Below are 26,867 nucleotides of genomic sequence, written 5' to 3' on the forward strand. Positions count from 1 at the left end.
TAGTATAATATAATTGGAGAGGACGACATAATGAAAGTAGCAATTGTTATAAATGAATTAAATATACGAGGAGGAACACATAAACAAGTTCTGAGGCTTTGTGAATATTTGGAAGAACAAAAAATTGAAATGCTTTTATTAACAAAGTATTATGATCCTGAAAAGACCTATCCAGAGTTTGAAAAGTACCATCCAGTAAGCCTGTATGACACATTTGAGGAATTTCAGAAGCATAGAAGCCTATTTGACAAGATCAGAAGCACTCGGCGATTCTTGAAGATGGTTCCAGATGATTACGAAATCGTTAATATTCATGACGGTGGTTTGCAATGGATTACCTGTCTTGCAACATTCAGAAAAAACACGAAAGTGGTTTGGCAAATCAATGATTTGCCAAGTTGTTTCCGTGTTGGCGTTGGTAAGAGGGGAGAAACAAGAAAAAGTGATACGGTGCAATGCCGATTCAACAGCTGGATTGCAAGCCGGGTAGATGCAATCACGGTCAATGTTACTAAAAACAAAGAACGGGTTGAGTCTTGTATGGGAAAAGCCGCTGATGTATTTTATTGCGGAGTTGATGTAAATGGTGCTTTGAAGAAACACGAATACCATAATGAAATGAAACATCAAGTCAAGTTGTTGTCGACAGGCGTGTTTTTCAGTTATCGCAACTATGAGACACTTGTCCTTGTGGTTGATTATCTGCGCAGCAAAGGATATAAGGTAAAGCTAGATATTATTGGAAGTACAGACAAGGATAAAGATTATGCGAATAAGATTTTGGCTCTAATCAAAGAAAAAAAGCTTGAAAATGATATTAAAATCTGGGGGCAGGTAGATGAAATAACCTACAATACCCTTTATAATCAGGCGGATATCTTTGCGTTTATTAATATTGACCAGAGTTGGGGCCTAACAGTCTTTGAGGCAATGAGTGCGGGCATTCCTACGCTTGTATCGAACAGCGTGGGGGCAATTGAACTGCTCCATAATGGCGAAGACGCAATCATCGTAGAACCTAAAGATGTCAGAGAAATTGCAGATCAGATGATTGCCTTGATGGAAGATGGAGAGTACTATAATCGTATTTCCGAAAAGGCGTATAATGCAGTGAAGGATTATACATGGGAAAAACTGTATTCGTCGAAGATGGTAAAGCTATTTGACGAACTGTTAAGGAAATGAATGGAGAAGGAAGATAGGGTATGAAATATCTGATTCTTGGTGCCGGCCCCGCAGGCTTAACACTAGCAAATAAACTGAAGCAAATGGGGATTACTGACTTCTGTGTCCTTGAAAAGGAAAAAACTGCTGGTGGTTTGTGTCGTTCAGCAGATGTGGATGGCTCGGCTTTTGATATTGGTGGCGGTCATTTTCTGGATGTTAGACGTCCTAAGGTAAATGAGTTTCTTTTTGGCTTTATGCCAGAAGATGAGTGGAACAAATTTACCAGGGACAGTCGGATTGTTGTAAACGGGAATGTTGTAAATCATCCGATAGAGGCTAATATCTGGCAGATGAAAATAGATGACCAGGTAGATTATTTGAAGTCAATCGCTGCCGCTGGGTGCAATGTCGGAACAAAAATGCCGGAGAACTTTGTAGACTGGATTTATTGGAAACTTGGGAATCGAGTTGCACAAGATTATATGATTCCTTACAACCAGAAAATGTTCAGTAAAGAACTGAATCAGTTGGGAACATATTGGCTGGAAAAGCTTCCAAATGTCAGCTTTGAGGATACACTGCGTTCCTGTCTGACCCATAAGCCATATGGTAAACAGCCGGGTCACGCTGAGTTTTATTATCCGAAAGAATATGGTTATGGGGAATTGTGGTTGCGCATGGCAGATGCTATTCGTAATCAAATCGAATATAATAAAGCCGTTAAAAGTATCGATTTCAACACGCATGAGGTGCGCGCAACCGATGGAAGCAGCTATACTGCGGATGTGATCATTACCACAATTCCATGGCCAGAATTCTCGGGATTGATTGGAATGCCGGAAGAAATCAAGCATAGTATTTCAAAATTGAAATATAGCTCTATCCAAACGGAATATTTTGAAGAAAATCTGGATACACCTTGCCATTGGATATATTATCCGGACCCGAAGCTTCCCTACCACCGAATTTTGGTGCGGCACAATTTCTGCGCCAACAGTAAGGGGTATTGGACGGAAACAAACAGCGAAAGAATTTGTATGGAAGAACCGAACAACAATTTCAAGTACCTGAACCAGTATGCTTATCCATTGAATACAGTTGAAAAACCGCAGATCATGAAGGAACTTCTTGCATGGAGCAAAGAGCATCATGTGATTGGCTTGGGACGCTGGGGTGAACACCAGCATTACAACTCAGATGTTACTGTTGAACTGGCGATGAAATTGGCAGATGAACTGACTGAGCAATAAGGAGTTCGTATGAGCATAAAAAAATATTTGCGCCAGATTTATAACAATTTGCGAGGTAAGGCGGTACTGGAAAATGTATTTGAAAGCAATTATGAAAAAAATTGCTTGCTATTATATGTAAAAAAGCCGTTTGAAACATCTGAAGAATCTGCTGCACATCAAAACTTATGGCAGACGAAGGAAATTGCACGGCTCATCAATGGTCTTGGGTACAATGTTGATGTGGTAGACTATAGTGATGATATTGTTTGGCTACATAAAAAATATGATGCAGTATTTGACATTTGTGTCAGAGATAATCCGATATATAAAAGAGCGCTGAAGAAAAACGCAAAGAAAATCGTCTATTTTACGGGTAGCGAGTCCGTTTTTGCCAACAATGCGGAGCTAAAACGCATAGACGATTTATATGTCCGCCGCGGCGTCAAACTGCAGCCGAGACGTCAGGCGCCACTGATCAGTAAAAGGGTGGAAGAGTTTGACGAGGCAATAATCATTGGAAATGATTATAACCTTGCAACATACAATGACTTTCGCCTTCCGAAAACATTTGAAGTTCCTAACACGGGCTATGATTTGAGTGTTCATTTTGATCGAGATAAGAAAAAGACAAATAGTTTTCTGTACTTTGGAAGTGCAGGAAGTGTACACAAGGGTTTGGATCTGTTGCTTGAAATTTTCGCAGGAAAAGATTTCCCGTGTAAACTGTATGTGTGTGGAAACATAAAAGGGGAAGCGGATTTCTGCAAGGCTTACGAGCAAGAATTGTACCATACCCCCAATATAAAGCTTGTTGGTTTTGTTGATGTGCTGGGGGAAGAATTCCAAAAACTTTATGACGAGTGTGCTTATTCACTTATGCCCTCTTGCTCAGAAGGGATGGCTGGATCGGTTGTGGCGTGTATGTCTGCAGGTGTGATTCCTATCTGTAGTCGAGAATGTGGCTTTGAGGAAAACGAGGTTATTACACTTCAAGACTGCAGCAAAGAAACAATCCAAAAAGCAATTCTGGATGCTTCCCAACAAGATATGAATTGGATCGAAACAAAAAGTGATGAGATGATTGCGCTGTCGAAGACAAAATATTCGCGGAACGCTTTTACGCAGGAGATGGGAAAGGCGCTGCGAGATGTCTTGTGACATGAAGGTGAGATAATGCACATAAAAAAGATAGATAATTATCAGAAAAATGTACTCATGAATTACATCGTCAAAATTTTTGGAATTGTAATTTCTCTGTTGAGTACACGCGTTACCATCAATTATCTCGGAAATAACCTTTATGGTCTTTGGGTGACGATTGCCTCAATTGTTTCCTGGATGAGCTCCGGAGATTTTGGCATTGGAAATGGACTGAGAAATCAGTACGCACAGGCTTATGCGCAGGGGGATAAGCCCCGGCAGACAGCACTGATTGCGACAGGTATGAATACACTTTCTAAGATTGCCGCTTTGCTGTTGTTCGTGGGCTGTGGTCTGTGTGAGGTGCTGATTGGCTTTGGCGTAATTCAGCCGGAGCTGCGATTCCCAATGGATATTACGGTCGCATTTTTCTGTTTGAATCTTGTTTTGAGCGTAGTACAGACAATTTCTTACGGACAACAAAAAAGTTGGTATGTTTCGCTTGCGGGTACAGGCATGACGGCCTCAGCGTTGGTTGTCGTTCTACTTTTGAAAGTGATGAATGTGCCAGCGGATTTGGTGCTGTTTGCTTTTGTTCATGGTGTGTGCTCGACCGTTCCAAACGTCGTTTTAATATTCCTGCTGAAAAAGAAAGGAACGGATATTCTGCACTGCGGTATTCGGCGAAATGCAAAGAGAGAACTTCGCAAGGATATTGTGGGCGTGGGAATGAATTTCTTTGGAATACAGATTTGTTCAATCGTTCTTTATTCCACGGATAATTTAATTATCAATTATCTGTTTGACGGAGAAGCTGTGACAAAATATTCTGTTATTACGAAAGTTTATGATACGGGACAGAATTTGTTTGCAATTATGTTGATTGCCTTGTGGTCTGCGGTGACTTATCAATCGGTGAAAAACAATATGGACTGGATCAAGGGTCAAATAAAAAAGCTTCTTATGGTTTGGTGCATATATGTGGTAGGTGTCATTGGTGTGTCGCTTCTGTTCAATCCAATTGTAAAAATCTGGATCGGCGCCAAGGCATCGTATTATGAACCGGCGCTTGTCGCATTGTTTGCTGTATATGGTATTACAATTTCGTTCTCGGCTATATTTGTTAATGTGATTAACGGATTGAATCAAATCAAGCTTCAACTAATCGTTTCTATTATAGGCGCAGCGATAAATGTTCCGCTTTCTGTATTTTTTGCATCGAATCTGGGGATGGGAATATTTGGTATCAAACTGGCGACGCTGGTTTCGGCTATATTGACGGCAATCGCTATTCCGATTCAAGTGTGGTTCCTGTTGTACAAGAATAAGGAAGGAAACTAGAATGTGAGCAGAAGGAAGGATTTGTTTATCCAATTATCAAGAATAATCGCATGTCTTGGTGTGTGTGGCGTTCACATTGGATATGGATATGAGGTTAAAGGTATAGGGGGAGTACTATCTGTAGGAAGATATGGTCTTTTTGTTTTCTTTGTGTTGAGCGGATTTCTTGCTTGTATGTGGAATGGAGAAGACAGGCGTACCTATATTAAGAAAAAAATCATACGGTTGGCTCCAATATATTACATGTCGCTTGTTTTCTGTTATGTCATTCACAGACTAATCCTTTGCGAAACTCATGGAAATGAGGCGAATTGGCTTCGCTACATATTGGGGTTGAATGCATGGCTACCGGCGGAGGACATCTTTTGGAAAGGAATGCACGCAAACTGGTATGTAAGTGTTGTATGGGGGTTTTATATTATTGTTGCTTTTCTTTGGAAAAGAGTTAAAAGAACAAATGATGGATTTCTGTACATAGCATTCTTGATTTGCAGCGTGTGCTCTATTGTGATAAAGCAGCGGGATGCGATGTGGTCGGTAAATGGCTGGTGCTATTTGCAATTTTTTATTTTGGGAATGATAGCACATCAGGAGCAAGAGAAAAAGAAATTGATCGTACTGCCGATTATAGCAATTTTATGTGTTGCAATAAAGCCGTCTTATCACACGATGACGATTTTCCTGTCCGCAATATATTCGCTGGCTTTAGGGTGGCTTTCGGGAAAATTTCAGCTTGATACAACGAATAGGACAGGAAAGATTCTGAGCCACATAGATGGTTTGACATACGCTGTTTTTTTGGTGCATCCATTTATTATTGACTTTGCCATAGATGGAATTTTAGCGGTTTGCGTAAATAAGACCGTGGCAATTGTTGTGACATGCACAATTATTATTGGTTTAGCGGAAATTGTCCACTGTTGTTTAGAAAAGCCGATTCAAAAATATTTAATGGATAAAGTCGGATGAAAAGTGAGTGTCATAAAAATGATGGGGCTATGGTATCGGCGACACTCTTGAAAATGCACAGATGACAGTAAAAAGATTAAAATCTTGATGATGGGAAAGGTTGATAGGATGAAAATTGCAGATGCAGGTATCGGCTATGTTGGTCTATCCATTGCTATCAAGAATAGTCGCATGTTTTGGTGTGTGCGGTGTCCATGTGGACATGGATATGAGGTTAAAGGAATAGAGGAAAGGGCAGTATCTGCAGGCCAGAGGCCATGAGATTGCTCTGATCCCCCAAAACTCTAAATGGATTCGCTGGTTGAAATTGTGTCGAATGTGTGATAAAATATACTTAACTTTACTATTATTTTGTCGAAAAGCACCTGCTTGGCAATGTGGCACATGTGCGGTTTGAGTGTATCGGATTTGCTGTTGTGCGCTAATTGATGCACATTTTCTGATTTTTTTGCTAATGCAATATGTGCTAATTTTGCAACCAAGGAATGCGGAAGTACAAACCACAGATAGAAATTTCTGCGTGCAGAAGATAAAATGTGAGAGGAGCTACTCGTTTAAGGGGATAACATGGAGAACACGATGAAAAACCGCACAATGCTGCGGGCAGTAAAAATGCTGAATATTGTCAATGCGACCGCAGTTTTTGCGGTTGCATGGTATGTGTTCTATGCAGATTTTATAATGGCTCCATTCTACAGGAGAGGAAATTTTGTTGTCATTGCGATTTTTATGGTGCTGTATAGCTTGTACGGTCGGGTGTATGATGCATTTAAAGTATCATTGTATCGCATATCGGAAATGGTGTACTCCCAGGCATTGGCAGCTTTCTTTTCGGATGCAGTCATGTATGTTATCATCTGGCTCTTGAATCAAGACAGGCCTAAAATTTGGCCGTTGGTACTGTGCTTTACTGTGCAGTGTCTTGTGGCAACTATGTGGTCATACACGACACACCAGTGGTATTATCGTGTTTTTCCACCGCGTAGAACTGCAATTATTTATGATTTCCGTCCGGGAATGGAACAGTTGATTGAAGAGTATGGCTTGCAGAAAAAGTTCAAAGTCGAGAAAATTATTGCAGTAAGTGACTTTTTGAAACAAGATATGACAGAATTGAATGGGATACAAACGGTATTCCTGTGTGGTATCCATAGCCATGAGCGTAATCTGATCTTGAAACGGTGTGTGGCAAAGGACATACAGGTCTATATGTTGCCACGCATTGGTGATGTACTCATCAGCAGCGCAAAGCAACTGCATTTGTTCCATCTGCCAATTTTACAGGTCACGCGGTACGACCCGAATCCAGAATATGTCTGTATTAAGCGTATTTTTGATGTTATTGTTTCTGGTCTTGCATTGCTGGTTCTTTCACCAGTGATGATTGCAGTGTCGATTGCGATTAAAGTGTATGATGGTGGGCCGGTGTTTTATAAGCAATGCCGATTGACCAAAGATGGAAAAACTTTCATGGTACACAAGTTTCGCAGTATGAGTGTTGATGCGGAGAAAGACGGTGTGGCTCGCCTTTCTACGGGTGACAAAGACACCCGTGTGACACCGGTAGGTCGCTTTATCCGCAAGGTGCGCCTTGATGAGCTGCCGCAACTGTTGGATATTCTGAAAGGCGACATGTCTATCGTTGGTCCGCGTCCGGAACGCCCGGAGATTGCAGCTCAGTATGAAAAAGAATTGCCCGAGTTTGCTTTGCGCCTACAAGCCAAAGCAGGGCTGACAGGCTATGCGCAAGTTTATGGGAAATACAATACAACTCCCTATGACAAACTACAGATGGATTTGATGTATATTGCACACCCAAGTGTTGTGGAGGATTTGCGCATTATTTTTGCTACTATTAAAATACTGTTTATCCCGGAGAGTACCGAAGGGGTCGAAGAAGGGAAGACAACAGCAGAATAAAGAGGCAAGTCCATGGAGAAGATCAAGGTTTCTATTATTACGGTGGCGTTTAATGCGGAAAAAACAATTTCGCGCACAATAGAGTCTGTGCTGAATCAAACATATCCGGATATAGAATATCTGATATTGGATGGTGCTTCTGTTGATAAAACGGTTGATGTGGCGCAGCGCTACATGAAGGCGTTTTGCGAAAAAGGGTATACCTATCGAATTGTGTCTGAGCCGGATCAGGGCATGTATGATGCACTGAACAAAGGAGCAAAAATAGCACAGGGAAAATTAGTTGGGCAGATTAACGCAGATGATTGGTACGAATTGGATGCAGTTGAAACCATGGTTCGGTTATATGAGAGAGAAAAATATGATGCGGCATGGGGGAGTATCCGTATTAAGAAAAAGAATGGCGACCTGATAAAGCATGCTAAAATTGGGAAATTGTGGACTACGACTGGCTGGTGCCACCCAGGTATGTTTAGCTGCAGAGAAACACTACTGGCGTTTCCATACCCATTGGAAAGTATGTACGATGATTTTGATTATATCACTGCGGTACATCAGTCAGGGAAAAAAATTGTAACAACGGATCATATCATTAGTAACTTTAGCTTCGGTACGGGTGGTATGAGCACACAAAAGAGCCTTAGTGAAGCTATGCGAAGGGTAGGTATTACATACAATATTTATCGCAAATACGGTATGAGTCGTATGTACTGGTTCCTGAGGGTCGCTACGGAGCTGGCAAAATACTTGGTTGCTTAAGAAATAGAAAAGAGTAAGATTTATGGTTGATTTGAAAGAGTTTCACGAAGTACTGCTGGATATTCTGCTGGAGTTTGATCGAGTCTGCAGAGATAATGATATTCAATATTCGTTGGCATATGGTACGATGCTCGGGGCTATTCGTCATAAAGGCTTTATCCCATGGGACGATGATGTGGATGTCGTAATGGATCGTAAGAATTATAATCGGTTCTGCGAAGTCTGCCCGAAATCGCTTCGTGATGGATATTTTTTTCAAAGCAAAGATACTGAACCGTTGTACCCATATAATATCAGTCGTCTGAGAAAAAATAATACGGCAATGATATATCCGGAATGGAAAGACTCTGGCATTCATCAGGGAATTTATATTGACATTTATCCAGTGGATCGAATCCCTGACAACAAAGTGGCGCATGCAATTCAGAAATTTTTTGTTATTCTGCTTACACCAGTGCGAATTACCAGAAACCCTGTTATTTATATGAATGGTTGCTCTAAGCGTTTCGGGAAGGCACTGTACATAGCTAAAAATATGCTCTACTATGTGGTGAGACTTTTCCCTCGAAACATCTGTGATAAGTTGGAAATGCACTATATTACGAAATATGACGATAAGCCATGCAAATACTCTGGTATTATTTGTGAAGGTGGTGTTTTACTACGCCCGGATTATGGGGTACAAACTTTTGATACAGAAAGCCTACAACATTACAAGGAGGTTGACTTCGAGGGGCACAAACTAATGTGTATCGCAGATCCGGAAGATATGTTACAACGCTGGTATGGTGATTACATGAAGCTGCCACCCAAAGAGAAACAGGTAATGTTCCACCAGCCGGAAGCATTTGACACCCAAAAGAGTTATAAGGAATACGTATAAATGGGGAAAAAAAAGTTACTATACATAAATAATTTTGAGGCACCGTATCGAGTGCCCTTTTTTAACCTTCTGGGGGAAAAGTTTGATTTAACATTGGTGCTGACACAGCGTCCTGAAGATAGAAAGGATCGCAATGCGAAGTGGTTTGCGCACACAGAGCGAAACTATAAAGTGGTTTACCTGAATACCACAAAAATTGCAGGTGTGAGAATTGCTTTTGATATCAGAAAAATGCTGATGGACTACGAGCTGATCTTTATGGATATGTATGGTAATCCGACAAATATGTATGCGATCTTCTGCATGAATCGAATGAAGAAGAAGTTTCTACTTTCGGTGGATGGGATGCTTCCCAGAAAGCATGAGAACCCTCTGGTATATATGGTGAAAAAGTATTGCTTGAAGAGCCCAGAGCTCGTGATGTCACCAGGAGAGAGTGTGGATTCATGTCTAATGCACTATGGGGTCCCAAAGGAAAAAATAGTACGATATCACTTTACTTCCCTGTTGAAAGATGATGTTCTGGAACGGTTGCCTAATGATGAAGAAAAGCGGCAATTACGTATACAGATTGGCTTGAAAGCAGAGTAGTGCGGAGGTTCCTGCGATGACAAAAGTTGTGGTGTCAGTCGGACAGTTCATCCACAGAAAAGGGTTCGATGTTCTGTTGAAAGCGTGGGCAAAATGTTCGCCGGAAAATGTCCTTTACATTATCGGTGCTGAGCCAACGGAAGAGTATTTGGCGCTAAAAAATCAACTTGAACTGACAAATGTCTTTTTTGTTGGATTTAAGGCCAAAGAAGAATTGAAGCAGTATTACCGAGCGGCAGATTTGTTTGTACTTCCCACGCGAGAGGATATCTGGGGATTGGTTGTAAATGAGGCGATGGCTAATGGCCTTCCGGTTATCACTACAAATCGATGCGTGTCAGGAATCGAACTGGTGAAAAATGGCGTGAACGGCTATATAGTTCAAGTAGACGATGTGGAAGAAATGGCAAATAGGATACGAACGGTACTTGAAGACAATGTGCTGCGGCATTCGATGGCTGAAAACAGCTTGGCAACAATTCGTGACTGGACTGTAGAAAGAATGGCAGAGGAGCATTGCACATTGATGCAGAGGTTTCTAATGGAGAGCGAATGAAGAATAATACAATGCAGTACCGCAATCTACTAGCGTGTCTAGGTATTGTGCTGGCGATTGACGGGATTGGCTGTATGGCTGTTGTGAAAGGCCTACTGGACTATAATATACGCGAACTGTCAATTGGTGTGGTTATTGGTGCGGTGCTATTGATGGCAACTGGACAGTGTTGCACGCAAATCCAGAAAACCACATGGCAAATTAGACTAATTGGTCTGTATAGTTTGGCAACACTTGTATTGGCGTTCTTTTCGGGTATAGGATTGATGGAGTCTGGAAGTGGCTTCGTGTATCAGGGTGCCTATTTTGTGGAGATAATACTTCTTTGGAATATGCGTAGAGATGGCAACCTTGAAAACTATGTTAAAATTGGCTTTTGGGTTAGTGGCGTTTTTTGCATTATAGAACTTGCACTACTGATGGTACGGGGGTGCGTTCCTTATTTCAACAATTTTTACTCGTTGCACAAAAATGTGAATATGGTGGATATGGGAACAAGAATTTTCCCACCACTTTTTAACACTTTTTACGATTCGAGTTTTGTAAACCCCTTTGACAAGATGGCAAAAAGCTGGTTGTTTACGGACATTCTGTTTGACCGTGAGGCAACAGGAACACTTGCTTACGCTACGTTTGTTTTTGCGGTTGCCTATCGTGCAAATAAGAAGCCAACCAGAATATGTAAGTATATTGTGCTGTTATCATCTGTTGCTGCGATTGCAGTTTCTTCACGCAGAAGTATCTATATGGCGGTTATTCTTACGCTCATTCTGCATGGAAAAAACATGCATGTTATGGCGTGGGTGCGTAGCCATAAGCGGCTTACTGCTATTTTGGTGAGTGGGGGAGTGGTGTTGCTCACATGGGCTTCCATTTCAGTGCCAATCATTCGTGATTTAATAATGGTGGTTGTCACAAAATTTTGGAACGGCCTAATAACAATGCTTGGACTTTCTAAGGCGGATGCATCAGCATCTATGCGATTTGAATCCGCTAGCTTGGCATGGAATAGTTATAAGGAATCAACGATGCTGCAATTCTTGTTTGGTAGAGGATATATGCATTCTTGGGTGGATATGCCGTTCTTTCAAGCATTTATTGACCTAGGCGTTTTTGGCGGAATTGTGTTCTCGATTATTATGTTTGTTGTGCCGTTGAAATATCTGTGGAAAAAAACGAATTCGGCTGCTGTAATGGCGGCACAATATTTTACAGTGCTATCCATGATAGAAGGACTTTTCAACAGTTTCCCCTATGGAAAGTTTTTCTCGATCGTATTACTACTAATGGCGAGCGATTGGGAAAATAAGAAGATGGAGGTGGCATTGTGAAAATCGTATATATAGACACCAATCTGGCAGGACACCATATTCCGTATCTACAGGGACTGGTAGGTTTGGCCGATGAATCAGTTGCAGTGTTGCCTGAAAGAATCCCCCATTTTGCTATGCGTCAGCGCGTGTGTGCATTCCCAACAGCCCCCAAAAGAAAACTGTCTGACTTTGACAGGTGGATACGAGCAGTGAAAACAATCGTGGATGAAGAACAGCCTGATATTGTCCACTTCTTGATGGGGGATGACTTTTACCGTTTCTTTGGTTGGAGGCTGAGTTGTTTTTCTGCCTATAAAACCATTGTAACATTGCATTGGCTGCGCAATGGCTTATTTGGAACACTTAGCACAAAGTGCATTGCAGGTGCAGTAGATACGATAGTAATACACTCCGATTACTTGAAATGTAAATTGCAGAGTAAGGGAGTCAATAATGCTGTCCATGTTGAGTATCCTAGATTTCAAACGCTGGCATTTGAGCCTAAGAAGGCAAAGGCATACTGGAATTTGAAAACAGATATACCGGTTATTGCTTGCTTGGGTAATACTCGCTATGACAAAGGAATTGATATTCTATTGAATGCACTGAGCAAGGTAAAGGTTCCCTTCCAGTTATTGGTCGCAGGGAAGAGTGCCTATTTTGATGTAGACTTCATTCAGAAGAAGATTGCGCTCTATCGAGATAGTGTACGGTTGCATTTGGAGTATCTTAGTGATGAAGAGATGGCTTTGGCCGTTTCGGCGGCAGATTTGGTTGTATTGCCGTATCGGAAAGTCTTTGATGGTGCCAGTGGGCCAATGGTGGACGGAGTAGCACTTGGAAAAGTGATTGTTGGGCCGGATCACGGCAATCTTGGGTATACAATTAATAAGAACCATCTTGGATATACTTTTCACTCCGAAGATGAAGTCTCTCTGGCGCAGGCGATAGAGAAAGCTCTGCTAGAACCGTTTGAAAAAGACAGCGTCTACAAGGCTTATCAGCAGGCATTAAATTTGGAACATTTCCGAAAAGGCTATGAGCGGGTCTATGAGAAACTGAGATAGAAGTGAGTTGGAATCGATTTAAAAAAATGCGTTGGTGCTAGTTGGTTGTGCCATAGCGAACTAGGGTGTCAGAAAGATTGGTGTTGCCAAAAACAATGAGTGACAATGTCTTTCGCTGATTTTATTCACTTACTTAGGATTACAGCACATCCGCCAGAAAGAAATGTTGATACATTCTCTCTGGAAATTATTTACTAGAACTAATGGAGAGGTAGCATTATGGTTTCCATGCGAAGTGTATTCGCGTATTTGTGGAGTTATCCCGAGCGGGTTGTCTATTTTTTGGTTTGCTGTGTGTTGGTATTTCTTCTGGCTCTAAAAAAAAATAAGCCGGAGTTTAAAAGTATACGGAATCTCCTTGTTATACCGTCACTGGTTCTGATTGTTATGTTTCTAAACCCGGTTTCAACTCATTTTTTGGTGCCCAATGTGATGGAGACTCGCATTCTGCGCTTCTTCTGGATTGTTCCTGCCGCATTGATTATGGCATTGGTCACGGTGGAACTTGTTACAATTCCCAAAAACAAGGTCGGTAAGATACTGGCAGGAGGCATTGTACTAGGTGTTTTTGCAGCACAGATTAATAGATTTAGCAATCTTCGTTCTTTAAGGGAAAAAGAAACACCAAACTGGTATAAGATACCGGCATCCGTGATAGAACTTACGGATGATATCATGGCAGATGATTCAATAGAGCAAAAAGTCGCGATACTACCTCACCCGTTAAACCTTTGGGTGCGCCAGTATCGAGCAGAGGTGCAGCTACCGTTTTCTTGGAATGACACGGATGAATACTTTCCCAAGGTGGATGAGTTATATGACTTTATGAACGGCCTAGAGCCTTTTGATGTGACAGAATTTGGTGCTGTTCTGGAGGATACCCCTTGTAACTATGTAGTCCTTCCGGAAAGTTGGATTCAGGGAAGCGACCTGCATAGCTATGGGTTTGAAGAACTTGCTCGTGTGAATATGGGGGCACCGGAGGATGTTGGTGTCTACGATAGAGAATACATTCTCTATCATCGTAAGGAGGCGGTAAAGTGACGGTTCTGCGCTGCGGGATAGTTCTTTTCATTGTACTTGTCCTGTCCCCTTTGGGGATAGGACAACTTATTACATCTGGCCGAGCAAGAGCTGTAACATGGGCAGCAGGGTTTGGATTGAGTACGGCGGTTTTTGAAATATTGTGCCTTGTTTTCCATGGGATGCTGTGGAGTTTGCGTCTTATGGTTGCAATTTGGTGTATAATATGCGCAGTGTTGATGCTTCTGGGCTTTATAAAGGTGACGAAAGCAGGACAGTTGCGTAAGCCAGAGTTGGTTCTAAGAGCAAGGGGTTGTACAGAATGGCTTCTACTTGCTATGGTAGTGTTGATTACGATGCTACTGACAGGGTGCACTGTTTTCGGTACGATTTATATAAACTGGGATGATCAAACCTACTGTGCTACAGCGGTAAGCTCCCTATTAACAGATACTGTAAACAGGGGAAGCATAGAAGCTGGAAAGCTGGTGCCAGCTTTTATTTATGATAAGCAGTATTCACTCCCCAACTGGCCGATCTACAACGCGATGTTGGCACTGTTGATGGGCGTGCATCCAGCTATTGTCTATAGGACGATTCTGCCTTTATTTGAGATTCCATTGGCAATGCTAGTTTTGGGGCTGTTTGCAAGGTGCTTTTGGAAAGATAATCGCGAAAAAATATTACTTACAGTTTTATTCGCTCAAATGCTGATCCTGATGACTGCAGAAAACATGCCCGGCACCAGCGCAGAGTGGTGGCTTGTGGTGAATTGCTGGACGGGAAAATCGTTGGCAGGAAGTATTGTGATTCCGTTAGTGCTTTTGCTTCTTGTGCAGTTGGAAGAACCCGCCGATGCCATACTAAGGCAGGATATTTTTGCAGCACTTATTGCGGTTTGCTGGGGAAGCTGTTTGATTTCTGGAACCTTGTTTATAATGATTCCAGTAGAGGTGGGAATTTGGGGTAGCTTATATGTTTTGCGGACAAAGCAATGGCAGGAACTGCCACTGCTTATAGTGGCGGCAGTTCCTGCGGGTTGTTGTATGTTGTATCAGTTTTTATGACACTGTGAGAAATTACGAAGAGTATATGCAAACGATTGCGTGGTTCAAACAATCCCACGCTTACTGAATGATGTTGGCTATGCACATTTGTTACTATGATCAGATGTGTGTCTACGAATGTTGCAAAAAAAATCCATGATAGTTGCCGGAGCTAATTAGCTCCGGCTTTTTTCATCTGAGGGTCCTTAAATCATAATGCAATCTATGTTTGAATAAAAATCGCCTATTACTTTGCATATTCTATTTGATACATTGCTGTCAACATATGCCAAGTTGCGCCCGCTTTCTATTGCTCTAGCAAATGCAACAAGTTCATAACGAATACCTTCACCATCCAGTTGATAGAAATATCTCTTGTTCAGTGAAGCGTCTTCATAACGAATCTCAAAATAGTCTGTTTTCCACCATGGGGCGGGGACATAAATATATCCTTTTGTTCCCGAAATAATTAGTGCACCTTCTGATTTGACGCCTTTTGCAACTGTTGCAGACGCAACTGCGTGATCATAAAGGAAGGTGATTTTTGTAAACTGGTCATGACCTTCATCGTCAATATGGGAAACAATATTCTTGGATTTGTAGTCATTCCCCAAGAGGTTGAATATCGGAAGCATTGCCGTGGGGCCCCAATCGCAAATGCTATCCCACGCATCCTCTGCAATCGATCGTAGACTAGTACAGGTAGCGTCAACAGAATAGATTTCACCGATTTTTCCTTCTTTTGCCAGCAAGAGCAATCGTGAATATGCGGTGGCGTAAGCAGTTTTGAGCGCATCCATCAAAACACAGCACATTTTTTCCGCTAATAGAAAGAGTTCTTGGCTTTGTTGCTCGGTTAATGCAACAGGCGGTTCGCATAAGACATGTTTTCCACATTCTAGTGCTTTCTTAATCTGATCATAGTGGTGTTCAGGTGTGGAAACAATATAGACTGCATCTACTTTTTCGAGTAGTGTGTCATAACTGGCAGTTATAAATGGAATCTCTTCGAAATACTTGGGGTCACTTGAACAAACACCAGTAATCTCCAATCCATTTACAAACTGAGACTCCTGAATATACTTTTTTGCAATATGAGAGTCTCCAATTATTCCCAACCGGACTTTGCGTTCTTCCGAGCGGATTTCGGAACTAGAAACACCTTCTGTACGTTCCAAGTATACTACTTTGCAGTATTCTTTCAAGTAATCAAATTTTCCGGCCCAATCCGAGCCAACGGTAAAAATGTCTACGCCATATCTGCGAATATCATCAATTTTTTGTCCCTCGTATTCTTCGACGATGATTTTATCCGCAAGACCAGTAGCACGTACTGCCTCAATGCGCTCCATTAAGGACTGCTGTACATTGATTTTGCCTCTTGTCTTATCGAAATCATCGGCTGTTACACCGACAATTAAATAATCACCGAGTTCTTTTGCTCTTTTAAGCAATCGAATATGTCCATAATGGAGCAAGTCAAATGTTCCATATGTTATAACTTTAGTCATATAGCACTCATTTAGCTTTCTTATTTGTCTATTTTTAACAATGAATCCATAAATCGTTCCATATACTGTTTTTCACCGATAGAAACTCTCAAACAATTTCCAAACTCACCAACATTAGGATATTCTTTAATGAGTATTTTCATTTCATTTTTCATTCGATCAACTATGCGTCCTGCATTGGTCTTTGGTTCGATGAACAAGAAATTCCCGGCTTCTCCTTTGTGTCGATATCCATTTGCATCCAAACTGTTCAATAAATAAGTTCTTCCTTCGTTAAATTTGGCTATCAAGCCGTCAACCATCCCGGGTGTTGTGATGATTTTCTCTGCAAATAGCAGGGCGAAAGCGTTTGTATTATGTGGCGTGCAAAATTTTTGAACAAATTTGATGTCTTCTGGATTCCCTACTACATATCCTAAGCGGCAACCAGCCATTGAAAAGAGCTTAGAAAATGTTCTAGTGACGAGGACTCTTCTATTACCCAGAGCATACTTTATGAACGTCTTAGGGTAGAAATAATGATATGCTTCATCAATCAGAAGCGTGATTTCTTTCTCTTGGCAGGTCTTGAATAACCTTTCGAATTCTTCGTCAGTATAAACATTTCCCATAGGATTGTTGGGATTCAGAAGAATAAGCATCTGCGTATCATCGGTTAGCTCTCGCTCGATGTTATCAATACTAATAGTTAAATCGTCATTGTACGGAACTTTCACAAAATTCCTGCCATACATTTCTGAGTATATCTGGAACATGAAATATGAGGGTACAACGCCTACAATTCTGCCATTAGGAGCTGTAAATGCTTGTATCACATAACGAATAGCTTCTGCTGAACCGTTTGTAATACAAATATTAGAGATATCTGTTCCAATATAATCTGCCAACACCTGCGTGAAGTGCAGTGTTTCTGGGTACTGTGCTATCATCTGTGGAGTGACTTCGGTTAAAACCGTTTCAACAAACTCTTGGGGCAACCCGCCTGGATTTTCATTTAAATCCAAGCGAAGATATCCTTTTCTTTCGTTTTGGTCAAAGATTCTAACTAAGTTTTCTATATTGTGATTTAGGTAGTACATTTTGCGTTCCTCCAATTCAAGCGCGGTTGCTTTGTTGTTGGTGTGTTACAGAACCAAGAAAGAGATGATCTTCCCTTTCGCCAAAAGCGCAAAAAATAAAATTGCGTTTAGGTTTAATATATACATAACTTTTACACCATCTGCGCGATTTAATAACATTTGCTTTAAAACTTGGATTTCAGACTTCAATCTCGTTGCGCGAGGTGCTTGGTATAATCTCAAGCGCCGACACAGAAAATGAAGTGTACTGACTACCAGAATGAAAGTCAATGCATTATTAAATTCTACTGTAATAGGGGGGCATGCTGTAGCGGTACTTGTGCCCAAAAGGCGAGAGTTGTGCAGTAATGTAAAATCATTTATGAGGACATATACAAAATTCCTATTATTCCTATGATACCATGAATCTTGTGCTCTTACAAGAAAAACTCATTCAGAAAAGCTCGGACCTAGAGTTTTATAATCGTGAAAAAGGCCGGAAGGCCTTGAACCTGACCGAAAAGTACAAAAATAAGAGTGCTGGCAATGAAGAAAACAAGCCCAGCGGAAAGAGAGCAAGAAAATGTTGTATCAGGTTATTGGCGTTGAGCGCAAAACTGGCGATTTCACCCCGCGTGATGGTTCCAACCGTCAGATTCACTATGACAACCTCGTGTTGCACAGTGTGACCCTCAAGCGTCTGGTTGGCTGTGCCGGACAGAAAGCGGAACAGTGCTCCATCAATCTGATTACAACTTTGGGAGAATTGTTATGCTTGTTGTCCTCTTCTTCATTATGGGAATTTGTGAGGGCTATCTCCTCGTTCTGTTTGAGAATCATGTTAAAACACAACGCCGTGATATAAGCGTTTCCACCCGTGATGAGATTAGCGATAAAACGAATTGTAGTTGAATCCGTGTATTGGCATATAAGTAATGCTGTTAGTGTCAACGCAAAACTTCCGTAAAACCAATTTGATGGTTTGCCCTCGAATAGTTCTTTTCCATACAGTGTATTGAACCATTTAGGGATTACCAGTCCAATGGTGTTTGCCACTAAGTTTAGCAAGATACTATTTAGCGGCGTCCAGTATCTGATGTAGCTTTTCGCTTTCAACAGGCGAATCTGTAAATTCCCGTGTGCTGCGGCGGGTGAAAATTGCATTGACAGCATCCATGTTCTTATTCCTCCGAATCGTAAAATTGGTATTCTTCCTCGTTGATGGGAATGTCCCATGTATGCAGCAGGCTGTCCAAAAGTCCCGCGAGCTGCTGCTTTTTCCGCTGCGGCATCGCAGCGAACAGCTCATCCGCATAAGCCTGCCGGTTTTGCATCGCCTCTATCGCGGCCTTTTTGCCCAGCTCGGTCAGCTCCACATCCACATTCCGCTTGTCCTGCTCGTTTTTGCAGCGGGAAATCAGCCCGGACTTCTCCATGCCGTCCAGCTGCTCACTGAGGGTTGCGGAGCGGCGTCCGGTCAGCTCGATCAATTCCCGCTGGGTCAATGCGCCATATCGGTTCAAAAGAACCAACAGCCGCCCCTGCCCACGGAACTTTTCCTGTGTCTGCATGAGGTGAGAGATCTGGTGCATCATCCCCAGCAGGCGCAAATTCAGTTCGTTGTCCATGAGATCACCTCGAAAAATCATTAGGAAACTTGTGATTGGATTATAGCACCACGATTTTCACTTTACAAGGGTCCTAAAGAAAAAGTTGGGAAAAATCTCAAAAAATCGTTTGAAATCGAGTTTCAAATTTGATAAAATAAAGCCATACAAAGGTATCATGAGAGTGCATCCGGTGCGGTGGGCGTTGGCGGCAGACTGGCGCGCACAGGCTGTTTGTTCACTGATCATCTCTCTGAAAAAGAGCATCCGTTCTGACCGGGCGGAGGCTGAGGAAGGTGAAATCAATGAAGCGCGTAAAGGCAGCATGCATCTTGCAGACACTGGTCTTTTCACAGAAGGACGATTGCGGTCTGACCCATGAGCAGCAGCTCAAAGTCAACCACGACGAAGTGAGCCGTTAAACAATGCGGTATACTGAAAGCGCAAGGAGGGATAATCAGTGAGTTATTCGGATGAAACACTCAGGCGTCCGCGCAAGGTGGCCTTCTACGGGCGCGTTTCCACGGAGCTGGAAGCACAGACGGCAGCGCTTAAAAGTCAGATGGAATGGTATCATAAGCTGGCAGCGCAGTACCCGAACTGGTTAGTTGTGAATCAGTATGCGGACGATGGCGTGACCGGAACCGTGAAGGAAGTGCGCCGGGCTTTCATGAAGATGCTGTACGATGCCAAAGAGGGCAAGTTTGATCTGATCGTGACGCGGGAGGTCTCGCGGTTTGCCCGCAATACCGTAGATACGGTGGAAACGGTGCGAGAGCTGCGGCAGTGCGGCGTCGAAGTGTATTTCGTCATGGAAGATATCTGGACGATGGAAAGTGACGGAGAACTTCGTCTATCGATCCTGGCTTGCTTGGCACAGGAAGAGAGTCGGAAAATCAGCGAACGATCCAGAGCGGGGCAGCAGGTAAAAAGAGAACGAGGTGAACCGTCAGCACACAATGCGTTGTTTGGCTATGTTTACGATAGGCAGCATCTTGAAGGATGTGGCCGAGCTGGAGAGCGCAAAACAAGAAGGCCTTGTAGTAGAACGAGCCTACAAAGCCTTGCGCAGAAGCTATGACACAAAAATTGATCAGGAATAGGCACTGCCGTCGAGACTTCGGGTGCAACGGCAGGTATTGGGCAGGGGGGATATGTTCACCCGGAGAGGCCCCTTCCCGGATGAAAAGGCAGCGGGAAATTTTTGGGCGCATTTGTCCCCGAAACTTTTGCCATGCTCCTAAAAAGCCAGTGCATCCTCGATTACATCGTTCAGCTGGCGCGGGTCAAGCTGGCCTGCGGTACAGCGGTCAGCCAGGTCGGCGGCAAAGCTGCGGGAAGTTGACACATCCGCGATAAGGCAGACCTTCTGCCTCTGGCCGGCCTCAAGACGCAGGGCAAGGATGCCAAAGGTGGTATAGGGGCCTGTTTCGGGGGTGGACAACTCTTGGCGGACAGCGCGGTAGATGTACACGATTTTCACCTGCTTTTTTTGAATTGTTATACGATATGTACAGGAAAAGATTGACAATAAATGGAAAAGAATGTAAAATGGTTACATCACCGGAAGATGATGGAATATCGGCTTTTTTCACTATACCACATCCCGGTGTACAAAGTACACAGCCAGTGACCGGGAAGTTTGGCGGTACATTATGCGCCGCCTGCCACAGGGCTCCCCGGCGGCGATTTGCGTTCAAAAGAAGGGGAGTTGGAAAGTATGGTCGAACATCGAATACGCGTGGCAGAGGCAATCGCTGCAGCGCGTCAGGACGCAGGGGTTTCGCAGCGTGCCTTGGCGGAACGCCTCGGTCGGGACAGGCGCACGATCCAGAAATGGGAAAAGGGCGAAATGAAGATCACGCTCGAGGATTTTCTGGATATTTTCGATGCGCTGAAGATCCCGGTGGAGGCTTACTCCAAGTGGATCCGCAACCCGGAGCTGTTCCCCCGGGGCCTCGATGACATTCGCGGCTTTTCCACCGACAAGAAGCGCAGCGCACTGGCAGACTACTACGAGCATCAGGCCTCGCCGCTTGAGGTCGAGCAGGAATATTACTTCCTGTTTGCCAACCACGGCAGCAGCTGTGACGGTATGTACCAGCAGTGGATGGCAAACCTGATGACACCGCTGCGCGACCGCAAACGCATCTGCGGCCAGATCATCGACAACTACAATGAGGCCCTGGCCACCGGCGCCATCACCGACCCGGACGCCCCGCAGCCCAACATGGATGTGCTGCGGGCCTGCTACGAGGCCAGCTCCCAGAGCGTGCAAAACGGAGACAACGGCTACGCGCTGTCCGGCCTGAAAGCAGCGGAATAAAAACCGCCCCCTCTGCGTACAATCTGCGCAGGGGGCTTTTTTGTATGTCTGAACTTGTGCGCAGGGTGCGGGCGCGGGATAAATTCGGCGCGCTGCCCACCTTTGATGTACCGTTTCTCATCCTTTTGCTGCTGCTGCTCAGCTATGGGCTTATCATGCTGTTTTCAGCCGGGTATGCAGTCGCGCTCTACCGCCGCGGCGATGCCTACACCTACATCCGCCCGCAGCTGCTGTTTGCGGCGCTGGGGGTGGCGGCCATGTACGCGGCCAGTCTGGTGGACTACCATATCTGGCACCGGCTGGCCTGGCCGGTGCTGGCCCTGGCGCTGGCGCTGCTGACGGTCGTTCTCTTTATGCCGGAGTACAACGGCTGCAAGCGGTGGATCGTGCTGCCCGGGCTGGGCACGCTGCAGCCCAGCGAGATCGCAAAATTTGCGGTGGTGCTGGTGTTTTCCCATATTATATCGCTGAATCATGATCGAATGCGGTCGTTTTCCACCGGTGTGCTGCCGTTTGCGCTGATTCTGGGCGTTGTCACGGTGCTGATGCTGCTTGAGCCGCACCTCTCCGGCACGCTGCTCATCCTCGCGATCGGGGCGGTGCTTATGTTTGTGGGCGGTACGGGGCTGCGCTGGTTTGCGCTGGCGGGGGGCTTGGGGGCGGCGGCCATCGCGGCAGCGGTGGTGCTGCTGCCGCAGCTGGTGCCCTATGCCACCGACCGGCTGGCATCGTGGCGGAACCCATTTGCCGACCCGCTGGGGGAGGGGCACCAAACCATCCAGAGCCTGTATGCCATCGCGTCCGGCGGGCTGGCCGGGCTGGGGCTGGGCAACAGCCGCCAGAAATACCTGTATGTGCCGGAGCCGCAGAATGACTTTATCTTCTCGATCCTGTGCGAGGAGTTGGGCTTTATCGGCGCGGCGCTGGTCGTGGCGCTGTTTTTGCTGCTGCTTCTGCGCGGCATGTCCATCGCCGTGCGGGCGCGGGATAAATTCGGCGCGCTGCTGACAGTGGGATTTGTGGTGCAGGTGATCCTGCAGGCAATCCTCAACATCGCGGTCGTGACGAACACGATCCCCAACACAGGCATCAGTCTGCCGTTTTTCTCGTCCGGCGGCACAAGCCTGCTCATGCTGCTCGGCGAGATGGGCATCGTCCTTTCGGTGTCGCGGCAGACCGACATGGTGTAAGGCTGCCGGATGGATTTCCAGTTTTTCCCACCATAAACATTTCACACTCCCACGGTTGAAACCGCGGGAGTTTTGTTTTATAATTATACTGCATTTTTGTGTGAAAGAGGTGCCGTATGGCGAACCCGCAAAACCAGAAGCCGCCCTTTGCCCTGCGGGCACTGGGGGCCTTTGCAATCACATTGGCGGTGCTGTTTGCGCTGCTGCTGGCGGCGTATGCCCTGCCCGGCGGGCCGGTGCGCGACCATGTGTATACTTCCGCGCAGACGATCGCCGAGGAAGGGCTGTACCCGGAATACTTCGGCTTTAAGCTGTTCCAGATGGACAACTACACCGACACCGTCATGCTGTTTGAGGCGGCCTCCGCCGATGAGGCCCCGCCGCTGACGGCCATGATGACGAACACGGCCTACAATGTCGATAACTTTGAAACACTGGCCGAGGACCTGCAATGGTACATAGAAAAGGACTGGAGCACAGGCGCGCAGCGCACCGATGCGCCCGCGCTGGTGCCCTTCTCCTACGCGCGGTACTGGCACGGCTATCTGATCTTGCTGCGACCGCTGCTGCTGGTCACAACGATCACCGGCGTGCGCATCGTGCAGTATGCCGTGCTGCTGGCGCTGCTGGCCGCCGTGCTGTGGCTGCTGCGCCGCCGCTGCGGGCTGCGGGCCTGCCTCTGGTTTGCCGTCAGCCAGCTTTTGGTCACGGTGTTCTGGGTGCCGCATCAGGTGCAGTATTTTACCTGCTTTGCTCTTGGCTACGCGGGCTGTGTCTGGGTGCTGGCAAAGCCCCGCCGCAGCGATGCCCTCTGCCTTGCGCTGCTGGTGCTGGGGGCGGCAACGGCCTTCTGTGATCTGCTGGTCACGCCGATCCTTACGCTGGGGCTGCCGCTGGTCTGCTGGCTGTTGGAGCCGCAGCAACGCCTGCGCGCCGGTCTGCCGCAGTGCGGCGTTGTGGTGGGCGGCAGCCTTTGTTGGGGCGTGGGGTATCTGCTCTGCTGGGCGTCCAAGTGGGTGCTGGCGGGGCTTGTCACCGGACAGAATGTCATTGCCGATGCGCTGCATCAGGTAGGGGTGCGCACCGCCGCCGATACATGGCACGGCATGGAATTAACATGGAGTAATATTTTTGCATTTGTATACAATGCGTTGAACGAGCGGCGACTGCTCTGGCCGCTTGCCGCCGCCCTTGTGCTGCTGGCCGCGCTGTTTGTGCTGAGCATCCGCGGCAGGCAGCCGCTTATCCGTGCGCTGCCGCTGCTGCTCTGCACCCTGATGACTCCCGCGTGGTTCATCGTGCTGCGCACCCACAGCATCCAGCACGGCTGGTTCACATGGCGCGCGCTGGGGCTGACGCTGTTTTCCGGCATGGCATTTTTGTATTACAGCTGCGACATCCGCGCCGTGGGGCGGCGCATAAAAAGGTAACATCCGCAGAGGATAGGGGAAAGTAAAAATGAACGAATTGAAAACGAAAAGCGATACACAGGCCGGGGATGCCCGGCCAAAGCAGAGCCGCTGGCGCCGGCTGCCCAAGGGCGGCCGCGCGGCCGTGGTCGCGCTGGGCATCGCGGTGCTGCTGGCGGTGGCGGCGTTCCTGTATGTCAACGGCAAGCTTGACCTGCTGCGCTACAATGACGGCAGCGTCAGCGAGATGGGCGAGATCGGTGCCGAGGAGGATCAGGATCTGGACGGCACCGGCCTGACCCACACCGAGGCCGATATGGCCGTGCCCGAGGGCAGCCCTTTTGCCGACGAGGATGTGCTGAATATCCTGCTCATCGGCACGGACGAGCGCACCGAGGCCGTCAATGACGCCGATGCCTTTACCCACCTGAACCAGCTCGACGGCACGGAGGATACGACTGAGTTCAGCGATGATGCCCGTGCCGACAGTATGATCCTCGTGTCGATGGACATCAAGGATCATGTCATCCGCCTTGTGTCGATCGAGCGCGGCACCGGCGTGCCGATCCTGCTGGACGGCTATGAGGATCAGTACGACTGGATCACCCACACCTTCCGCTACGGCGGCCCCAAGCTGACGATGAAAACGGTGGAGGAATGCTACAACATTGAGGTGGATCACTTTGTCCGGGTCAACTTCAACTCCTTTGTCCAGATCGTCAACGCCGTGGGCGGTGTCGATATCGACATCACCGAGATGGAGGCCAAGGCCCTGAACTGGGAGGTGCCCTCCAACTCGATGCTGATCGTCAACCATGTGGACCCCGGCCTGAACCACTTTGACGGCTACACGGCGCTGCAGTACGCCCGCCTGCGCAAGATCGACAACGACTGGAAGCGTGTCGAGCGCCAGCGCACTGTCATTAAGGCCGTGCTGGATCAGGTCAAAAACGCCAGCGTCGTGGAGCTGGACAACCTGCTCAACACGCTGCTGCCGCTGATCCAGACGAACTTTACCAAGACCGAGATCGCTGCACTGCTGGTGCAGCTGCCGGGCTTTCTGGGCTGTGATGTGCAGCAGATGTCGCTGCCGCTGCAGGGCACCTACGGTGTGCGCACCGGCATGGATAACCGCCTGATGTATGACCCGGACTGGGTGGTGAACATCAAGGCGCTGCAGGATTTCCTCTACAACGACAAGACCGCCGAGGAGGTCATTGCCGCCACGCCGGAGACCGCCGCCGCAGAGGCCGCGGGTGAGCTGGTCATCGCCACCCGCGAGACCGCCGGCGCGGACGACCCCGTTGAGGTATACAACAACCGCTACCTCCATCGTGTGGATATGACCTACCCGCTTGATGCCTCGGACTTTGGGCCGGATGACTACCGCGTCTATCTGGCCGATACCGACAACCTGCGCGGCAGCGAGCTGCGCGCCGCGCTGATCGACCGGCTGTACAGCACCGGGGTCCGGGTGCTGGGTGTGCCCGATGGCGCAGCCGCCGGTATGCTGCTGGACGACTACCTGCAGACCGGCAATGCCGCAAGCCTGAACGGCTACCTGACGGCGCTGCCTGCGGCGGAGCGCGACAGCGCCCGCACCCTGTGGCAGCAGGTCCGCACCAGCCACCCCGGTGCCCTCCATGCCGTAGGGCTTGGGGCCGATGTCCGCCGCACAACGGTAGCGCGGGCGCTCTCGGTGCTGGCTGATAACAGCAGCAAGGCCCCTGAGGAGGAGATCACACAGGCCGTGCAGGCGATGCGCAGCGGCACGCCAGCCGATGCCGTCTACTGGTTCAAGGCCGCAATGGCAAAATATCCCCGCCAGATGGAGCGGTTCCTTGGAGGAGAGTACGCCAAGGCGACCCGCCTGTATTACGCTCTGCAGGGCACGCTGAACATCAGCAGCCCGGAGGAGCTGCCGCTCTACGATGCCAAGCAGCTGCTGCGCAGCTATCCGGAGGACGGCATCCTGCTCTTTACCGATGAATCCAGCGCAATGCAGCAGGAGGGCAGCATGGCCGCCGCACTGCAGGCAGAGCTGGATGACCAGCCGCGTGAGGAGGATGAGGAGCCGGATAAGGTCTGCTCCATCGCGGCTGTCTACGGTACATGGAGCAACGCCGGCAGCTTTACCCCCGATGAGACCGAGACGGCTTGGGATGCCGACAGCCTGACCGAGTATCTGGGCAGTGATGCGCTGCGCGGCAAGGACATGCTGCTGGCGCTCGACGGGGAGGACAGTCCCTACCTGCGCAAGCGCTGCCTGCTGAAGGATGCCGATGCCCCCGTGGGCGAGCAGGTGCAAAAGCTGTTTGTACTGGATAAAAACAACATGGCTTCGCCGGAAACTGCGGATGCAGAGTAAAGGCAACACCGCACAATTCCCGCCTAACGGCTTAAGCACCGCTCCGGCGGATCTCCGCGCCAAGAGCCGCCGCAAGCGGCGGTTGCGCTCCGAAGCGCCTCGCTGCGGCTCGGTGTGCGGCACGGCATCTGCGTTGCCAAAATGCTCGATAATACACAAAGTATTATCTGCGCTTTTGGCTTAGCATCTGCCGCACCTCGCTCGCCGTATCGGCACTTAGAATTATGAGGTATTGCCTAAAAAATGAAATTGGGTGTTGACAAACGCCCGCAGGTGTGGTATAAATGCTTTAAACCAATGAAGCGAAAGTAAAACAGACGGCGCAGTCACAGAGAGCCCCCGGGGCTGGGAACGGGGCACAGAGCGGGTCTGCACAATGGTTCGCGGAGGG

The 26,867-nt window shown here is 46.8% G+C and carries 25 protein-coding genes; 21 read left to right on the plus strand and 4 right to left on the minus strand.

Going from position 1 to position 26,867, the window contains the following annotated elements:
* Positions 1-30 precede the first annotated feature (30 nt).
* The 14 genes from OGM67_14295 to OGM67_14360 all read left to right on the plus strand — a co-directional run bounded on the left by OGM67_14295 (position 31) and on the right by OGM67_14360 (position 15,028).
* Positions 31-1,185 (plus strand): glycosyltransferase family 4 protein, encoded by a 1,155-nt coding sequence (locus OGM67_14295; GenBank protein ID UYJ34701.1) that lies wholly within the window; start codon positions 31-33, stop codon positions 1,183-1,185.
* A gap of 20 nt (positions 1,186-1,205) precedes the next feature.
* The gene (locus OGM67_14300; protein ID UYJ34702.1) at positions 1,206-2,417 is read left to right on the plus strand and encodes an FAD-dependent oxidoreductase; all 1,212 of its coding nucleotides are present in this window, start codon (positions 1,206-1,208) and stop codon (positions 2,415-2,417) included.
* A 9-nt stretch (positions 2,418-2,426) separates the two neighbouring features.
* Positions 2,427-3,557, plus strand: coding sequence for a glycosyltransferase (locus tag OGM67_14305; protein ID UYJ34703.1), 1,131 nt, complete (start codon positions 2,427-2,429; stop codon positions 3,555-3,557).
* Between the two features lie 57 nt (positions 3,558-3,614).
* On the plus strand, positions 3,615-4,880 hold the full coding sequence (locus OGM67_14310; GenBank protein UYJ34704.1) for a lipopolysaccharide biosynthesis protein: 1,266 nt from the start codon (positions 3,615-3,617) through the stop codon (positions 4,878-4,880).
* A 3-nt stretch (positions 4,881-4,883) separates the two neighbouring features.
* Entirely contained in the window at positions 4,884-5,849 is a 966-nt protein-coding gene (locus OGM67_14315) for an acyltransferase (protein UYJ34705.1), read from the plus strand.
* 567 nt (positions 5,850-6,416) lie between these two features.
* Positions 6,417-7,769, plus strand: a complete 1,353-nt coding sequence (locus OGM67_14320; protein UYJ34706.1) for a sugar transferase — start codon at positions 6,417-6,419, stop codon at positions 7,767-7,769.
* A 12-nt stretch (positions 7,770-7,781) separates the two neighbouring features.
* Complete coding sequence (locus OGM67_14325; protein ID UYJ34707.1) at positions 7,782-8,528, plus strand: glycosyltransferase; 747 nt, start codon at positions 7,782-7,784, stop codon at positions 8,526-8,528.
* A 22-nt stretch (positions 8,529-8,550) separates the two neighbouring features.
* Complete coding sequence (locus OGM67_14330) at positions 8,551-9,411, plus strand: LicD family protein (GenBank protein ID UYJ34708.1); 861 nt, start codon at positions 8,551-8,553, stop codon at positions 9,409-9,411.
* The gene (locus OGM67_14335) at positions 9,412-10,002 is read left to right on the plus strand and encodes a hypothetical protein (GenBank protein ID UYJ34709.1); all 591 of its coding nucleotides are present in this window, start codon (positions 9,412-9,414) and stop codon (positions 10,000-10,002) included.
* Positions 10,003-10,018: 16 nt separating this feature from the next.
* Positions 10,019-10,558 carry a glycosyltransferase family 4 protein gene (locus OGM67_14340; protein UYJ34710.1) on the plus strand — a complete coding sequence of 180 codons (540 nt, stop codon included), beginning with the start codon at positions 10,019-10,021 and terminating at the stop codon, positions 10,556-10,558.
* Positions 10,555-11,889, plus strand: coding sequence for a hypothetical protein (locus OGM67_14345; GenBank protein ID UYJ34711.1), 1,335 nt, complete (start codon positions 10,555-10,557; stop codon positions 11,887-11,889). The genes OGM67_14340 and OGM67_14345 overlap by 4 nt, the downstream gene beginning before the upstream one ends.
* Positions 11,886-12,938: a glycosyltransferase family 4 protein gene (locus OGM67_14350; GenBank protein ID UYJ34712.1), complete on the plus strand. Its 1,053-nt coding sequence runs from the start codon at positions 11,886-11,888 to the stop codon at positions 12,936-12,938. The genes OGM67_14345 and OGM67_14350 overlap by 4 nt, the downstream gene beginning before the upstream one ends.
* 219 nt (positions 12,939-13,157) lie before the next feature.
* Positions 13,158-13,982: a hypothetical protein gene (locus tag OGM67_14355; GenBank protein UYJ34713.1), complete on the plus strand. Its 825-nt coding sequence runs from the start codon at positions 13,158-13,160 to the stop codon at positions 13,980-13,982.
* Entirely contained in the window at positions 13,979-15,028 is a 1,050-nt protein-coding gene (locus tag OGM67_14360; GenBank protein ID UYJ34714.1) for a DUF6077 domain-containing protein, read from the plus strand. The genes OGM67_14355 and OGM67_14360 overlap by 4 nt, the downstream gene beginning before the upstream one ends.
* A gap of 185 nt (positions 15,029-15,213) precedes the next feature.
* Here OGM67_14360 and OGM67_14365 read toward each other — a convergent pair whose 3' ends face one another.
* Both OGM67_14365 and OGM67_14370 read right to left on the minus strand, forming a co-directional pair.
* A complete protein-coding gene (locus tag OGM67_14365; GenBank protein ID UYJ34715.1) occupies positions 15,214-16,518 on the minus strand; it encodes an adenylyltransferase/cytidyltransferase family protein in 1,305 nt (434 codons plus the stop codon).
* A 20-nt stretch (positions 16,519-16,538) separates the two neighbouring features.
* A complete protein-coding gene (locus OGM67_14370) occupies positions 16,539-17,597 on the minus strand; it encodes a histidinol-phosphate aminotransferase family protein (GenBank protein ID UYJ34716.1) in 1,059 nt (352 codons plus the stop codon).
* 562 nt (positions 17,598-18,159) lie between these two features.
* Between OGM67_14370 and OGM67_14375 the strand changes: the two genes are divergently transcribed.
* On the plus strand, positions 18,160-18,441 hold the full coding sequence (locus OGM67_14375) for a hypothetical protein (protein ID UYJ34717.1): 282 nt from the start codon (positions 18,160-18,162) through the stop codon (positions 18,439-18,441).
* Between the two features lie 316 nt (positions 18,442-18,757).
* Here OGM67_14375 and OGM67_14380 read toward each other — a convergent pair whose 3' ends face one another.
* Positions 18,758-19,204, minus strand: a complete 447-nt coding sequence (locus OGM67_14380; GenBank protein UYJ34718.1) for a MarR family transcriptional regulator — start codon at positions 19,202-19,204, stop codon at positions 18,758-18,760.
* Between the two features lie 85 nt (positions 19,205-19,289).
* Between OGM67_14380 and OGM67_14385 the strand changes: the two genes are divergently transcribed.
* A complete protein-coding gene (locus OGM67_14385; GenBank protein ID UYJ34719.1) occupies positions 19,290-19,565 on the plus strand; it encodes a hypothetical protein in 276 nt (91 codons plus the stop codon).
* Between the two features lie 78 nt (positions 19,566-19,643).
* On the plus strand, positions 19,644-20,264 hold the full coding sequence (locus tag OGM67_14390; GenBank protein UYJ34720.1) for a recombinase family protein: 621 nt from the start codon (positions 19,644-19,646) through the stop codon (positions 20,262-20,264).
* 159 nt (positions 20,265-20,423) lie between these two features.
* Here OGM67_14390 and OGM67_14395 read toward each other — a convergent pair whose 3' ends face one another.
* Entirely contained in the window at positions 20,424-20,657 is a 234-nt protein-coding gene (locus tag OGM67_14395) for a DUF6514 family protein (protein ID UYJ34721.1), read from the minus strand.
* Positions 20,658-20,903: 246 nt separating this feature from the next.
* Between OGM67_14395 and OGM67_14400 the strand changes: the two genes are divergently transcribed.
* The 4 genes from OGM67_14400 (at position 20,904) to OGM67_14415 (ending at position 26,476) form a co-directional block, all read left to right on the plus strand.
* Complete coding sequence (locus OGM67_14400) at positions 20,904-21,509, plus strand: helix-turn-helix domain-containing protein (GenBank protein ID UYJ34722.1); 606 nt, start codon at positions 20,904-20,906, stop codon at positions 21,507-21,509.
* Between the two features lie 44 nt (positions 21,510-21,553).
* Positions 21,554-22,699 carry an FtsW/RodA/SpoVE family cell cycle protein gene (locus OGM67_14405; protein UYJ34723.1) on the plus strand — a complete coding sequence of 382 codons (1,146 nt, stop codon included), beginning with the start codon at positions 21,554-21,556 and terminating at the stop codon, positions 22,697-22,699.
* Positions 22,700-22,815: 116 nt separating this feature from the next.
* Positions 22,816-24,129 carry a hypothetical protein gene (locus OGM67_14410; GenBank protein UYJ34724.1) on the plus strand — a complete coding sequence of 438 codons (1,314 nt, stop codon included), beginning with the start codon at positions 22,816-22,818 and terminating at the stop codon, positions 24,127-24,129.
* Between the two features lie 28 nt (positions 24,130-24,157).
* The gene (locus OGM67_14415; protein UYJ34725.1) at positions 24,158-26,476 is read left to right on the plus strand and encodes an LCP family protein; all 2,319 of its coding nucleotides are present in this window, start codon (positions 24,158-24,160) and stop codon (positions 26,474-26,476) included.
* Positions 26,477-26,867 lie beyond the last annotated feature (391 nt).

Source organism: Oscillospiraceae bacterium (assembly GCA_025757985.1).
In the GTDB taxonomy this organism is placed as follows: domain Bacteria; phylum Bacillota; class Clostridia; order Oscillospirales; family Ruminococcaceae; genus Gemmiger.

Coding starts and splice junctions, on each gene's coding strand:
- OGM67_14295 (UYJ34701.1), top strand. CDS start 31: ATGAAAGTAGCAATTGTTATAAATGAATTAAATATACGAGGAGGAACA.
- OGM67_14300 (UYJ34702.1), top strand. CDS start 1,206: ATGAAATATCTGATTCTTGGTGCCGGCCCCGCAGGCTTAACACTAGCA.
- OGM67_14305 (UYJ34703.1), top strand. CDS start 2,427: ATGAGCATAAAAAAATATTTGCGCCAGATTTATAACAATTTGCGAGGT.
- OGM67_14310 (UYJ34704.1), top strand. CDS start 3,615: ATGAATTACATCGTCAAAATTTTTGGAATTGTAATTTCTCTGTTGAGT.
- OGM67_14320 (UYJ34706.1), top strand. CDS start 6,417: ATGGAGAACACGATGAAAAACCGCACAATGCTGCGGGCAGTAAAAATG.
- OGM67_14325 (UYJ34707.1), top strand. CDS start 7,782: ATGGAGAAGATCAAGGTTTCTATTATTACGGTGGCGTTTAATGCGGAA.
- OGM67_14330 (UYJ34708.1), top strand. CDS start 8,551: ATGGTTGATTTGAAAGAGTTTCACGAAGTACTGCTGGATATTCTGCTG.
- OGM67_14335 (UYJ34709.1), top strand. CDS start 9,412: ATGGGGAAAAAAAAGTTACTATACATAAATAATTTTGAGGCACCGTAT.
- OGM67_14340 (UYJ34710.1), top strand. CDS start 10,019: ATGACAAAAGTTGTGGTGTCAGTCGGACAGTTCATCCACAGAAAAGGG.
- OGM67_14345 (UYJ34711.1), top strand. CDS start 10,555: ATGAAGAATAATACAATGCAGTACCGCAATCTACTAGCGTGTCTAGGT.
- OGM67_14355 (UYJ34713.1), top strand. CDS start 13,158: ATGGTTTCCATGCGAAGTGTATTCGCGTATTTGTGGAGTTATCCCGAG.
- OGM67_14365 (UYJ34715.1), bottom strand. CDS start 16,518: ATGACTAAAGTTATAACATATGGAACATTTGACTTGCTCCATTATGGA.
- OGM67_14370 (UYJ34716.1), bottom strand. CDS start 17,597: ATGTACTACCTAAATCACAATATAGAAAACTTAGTTAGAATCTTTGAC.
- OGM67_14375 (UYJ34717.1), top strand. CDS start 18,160: ATGTTGTATCAGGTTATTGGCGTTGAGCGCAAAACTGGCGATTTCACC.
- OGM67_14380 (UYJ34718.1), bottom strand. CDS start 19,204: ATGGACAACGAACTGAATTTGCGCCTGCTGGGGATGATGCACCAGATC.
- OGM67_14400 (UYJ34722.1), top strand. CDS start 20,904: ATGGTCGAACATCGAATACGCGTGGCAGAGGCAATCGCTGCAGCGCGT.
- OGM67_14405 (UYJ34723.1), top strand. CDS start 21,554: ATGTCTGAACTTGTGCGCAGGGTGCGGGCGCGGGATAAATTCGGCGCG.
- OGM67_14410 (UYJ34724.1), top strand. CDS start 22,816: ATGGCGAACCCGCAAAACCAGAAGCCGCCCTTTGCCCTGCGGGCACTG.
- OGM67_14415 (UYJ34725.1), top strand. CDS start 24,158: ATGAACGAATTGAAAACGAAAAGCGATACACAGGCCGGGGATGCCCGG.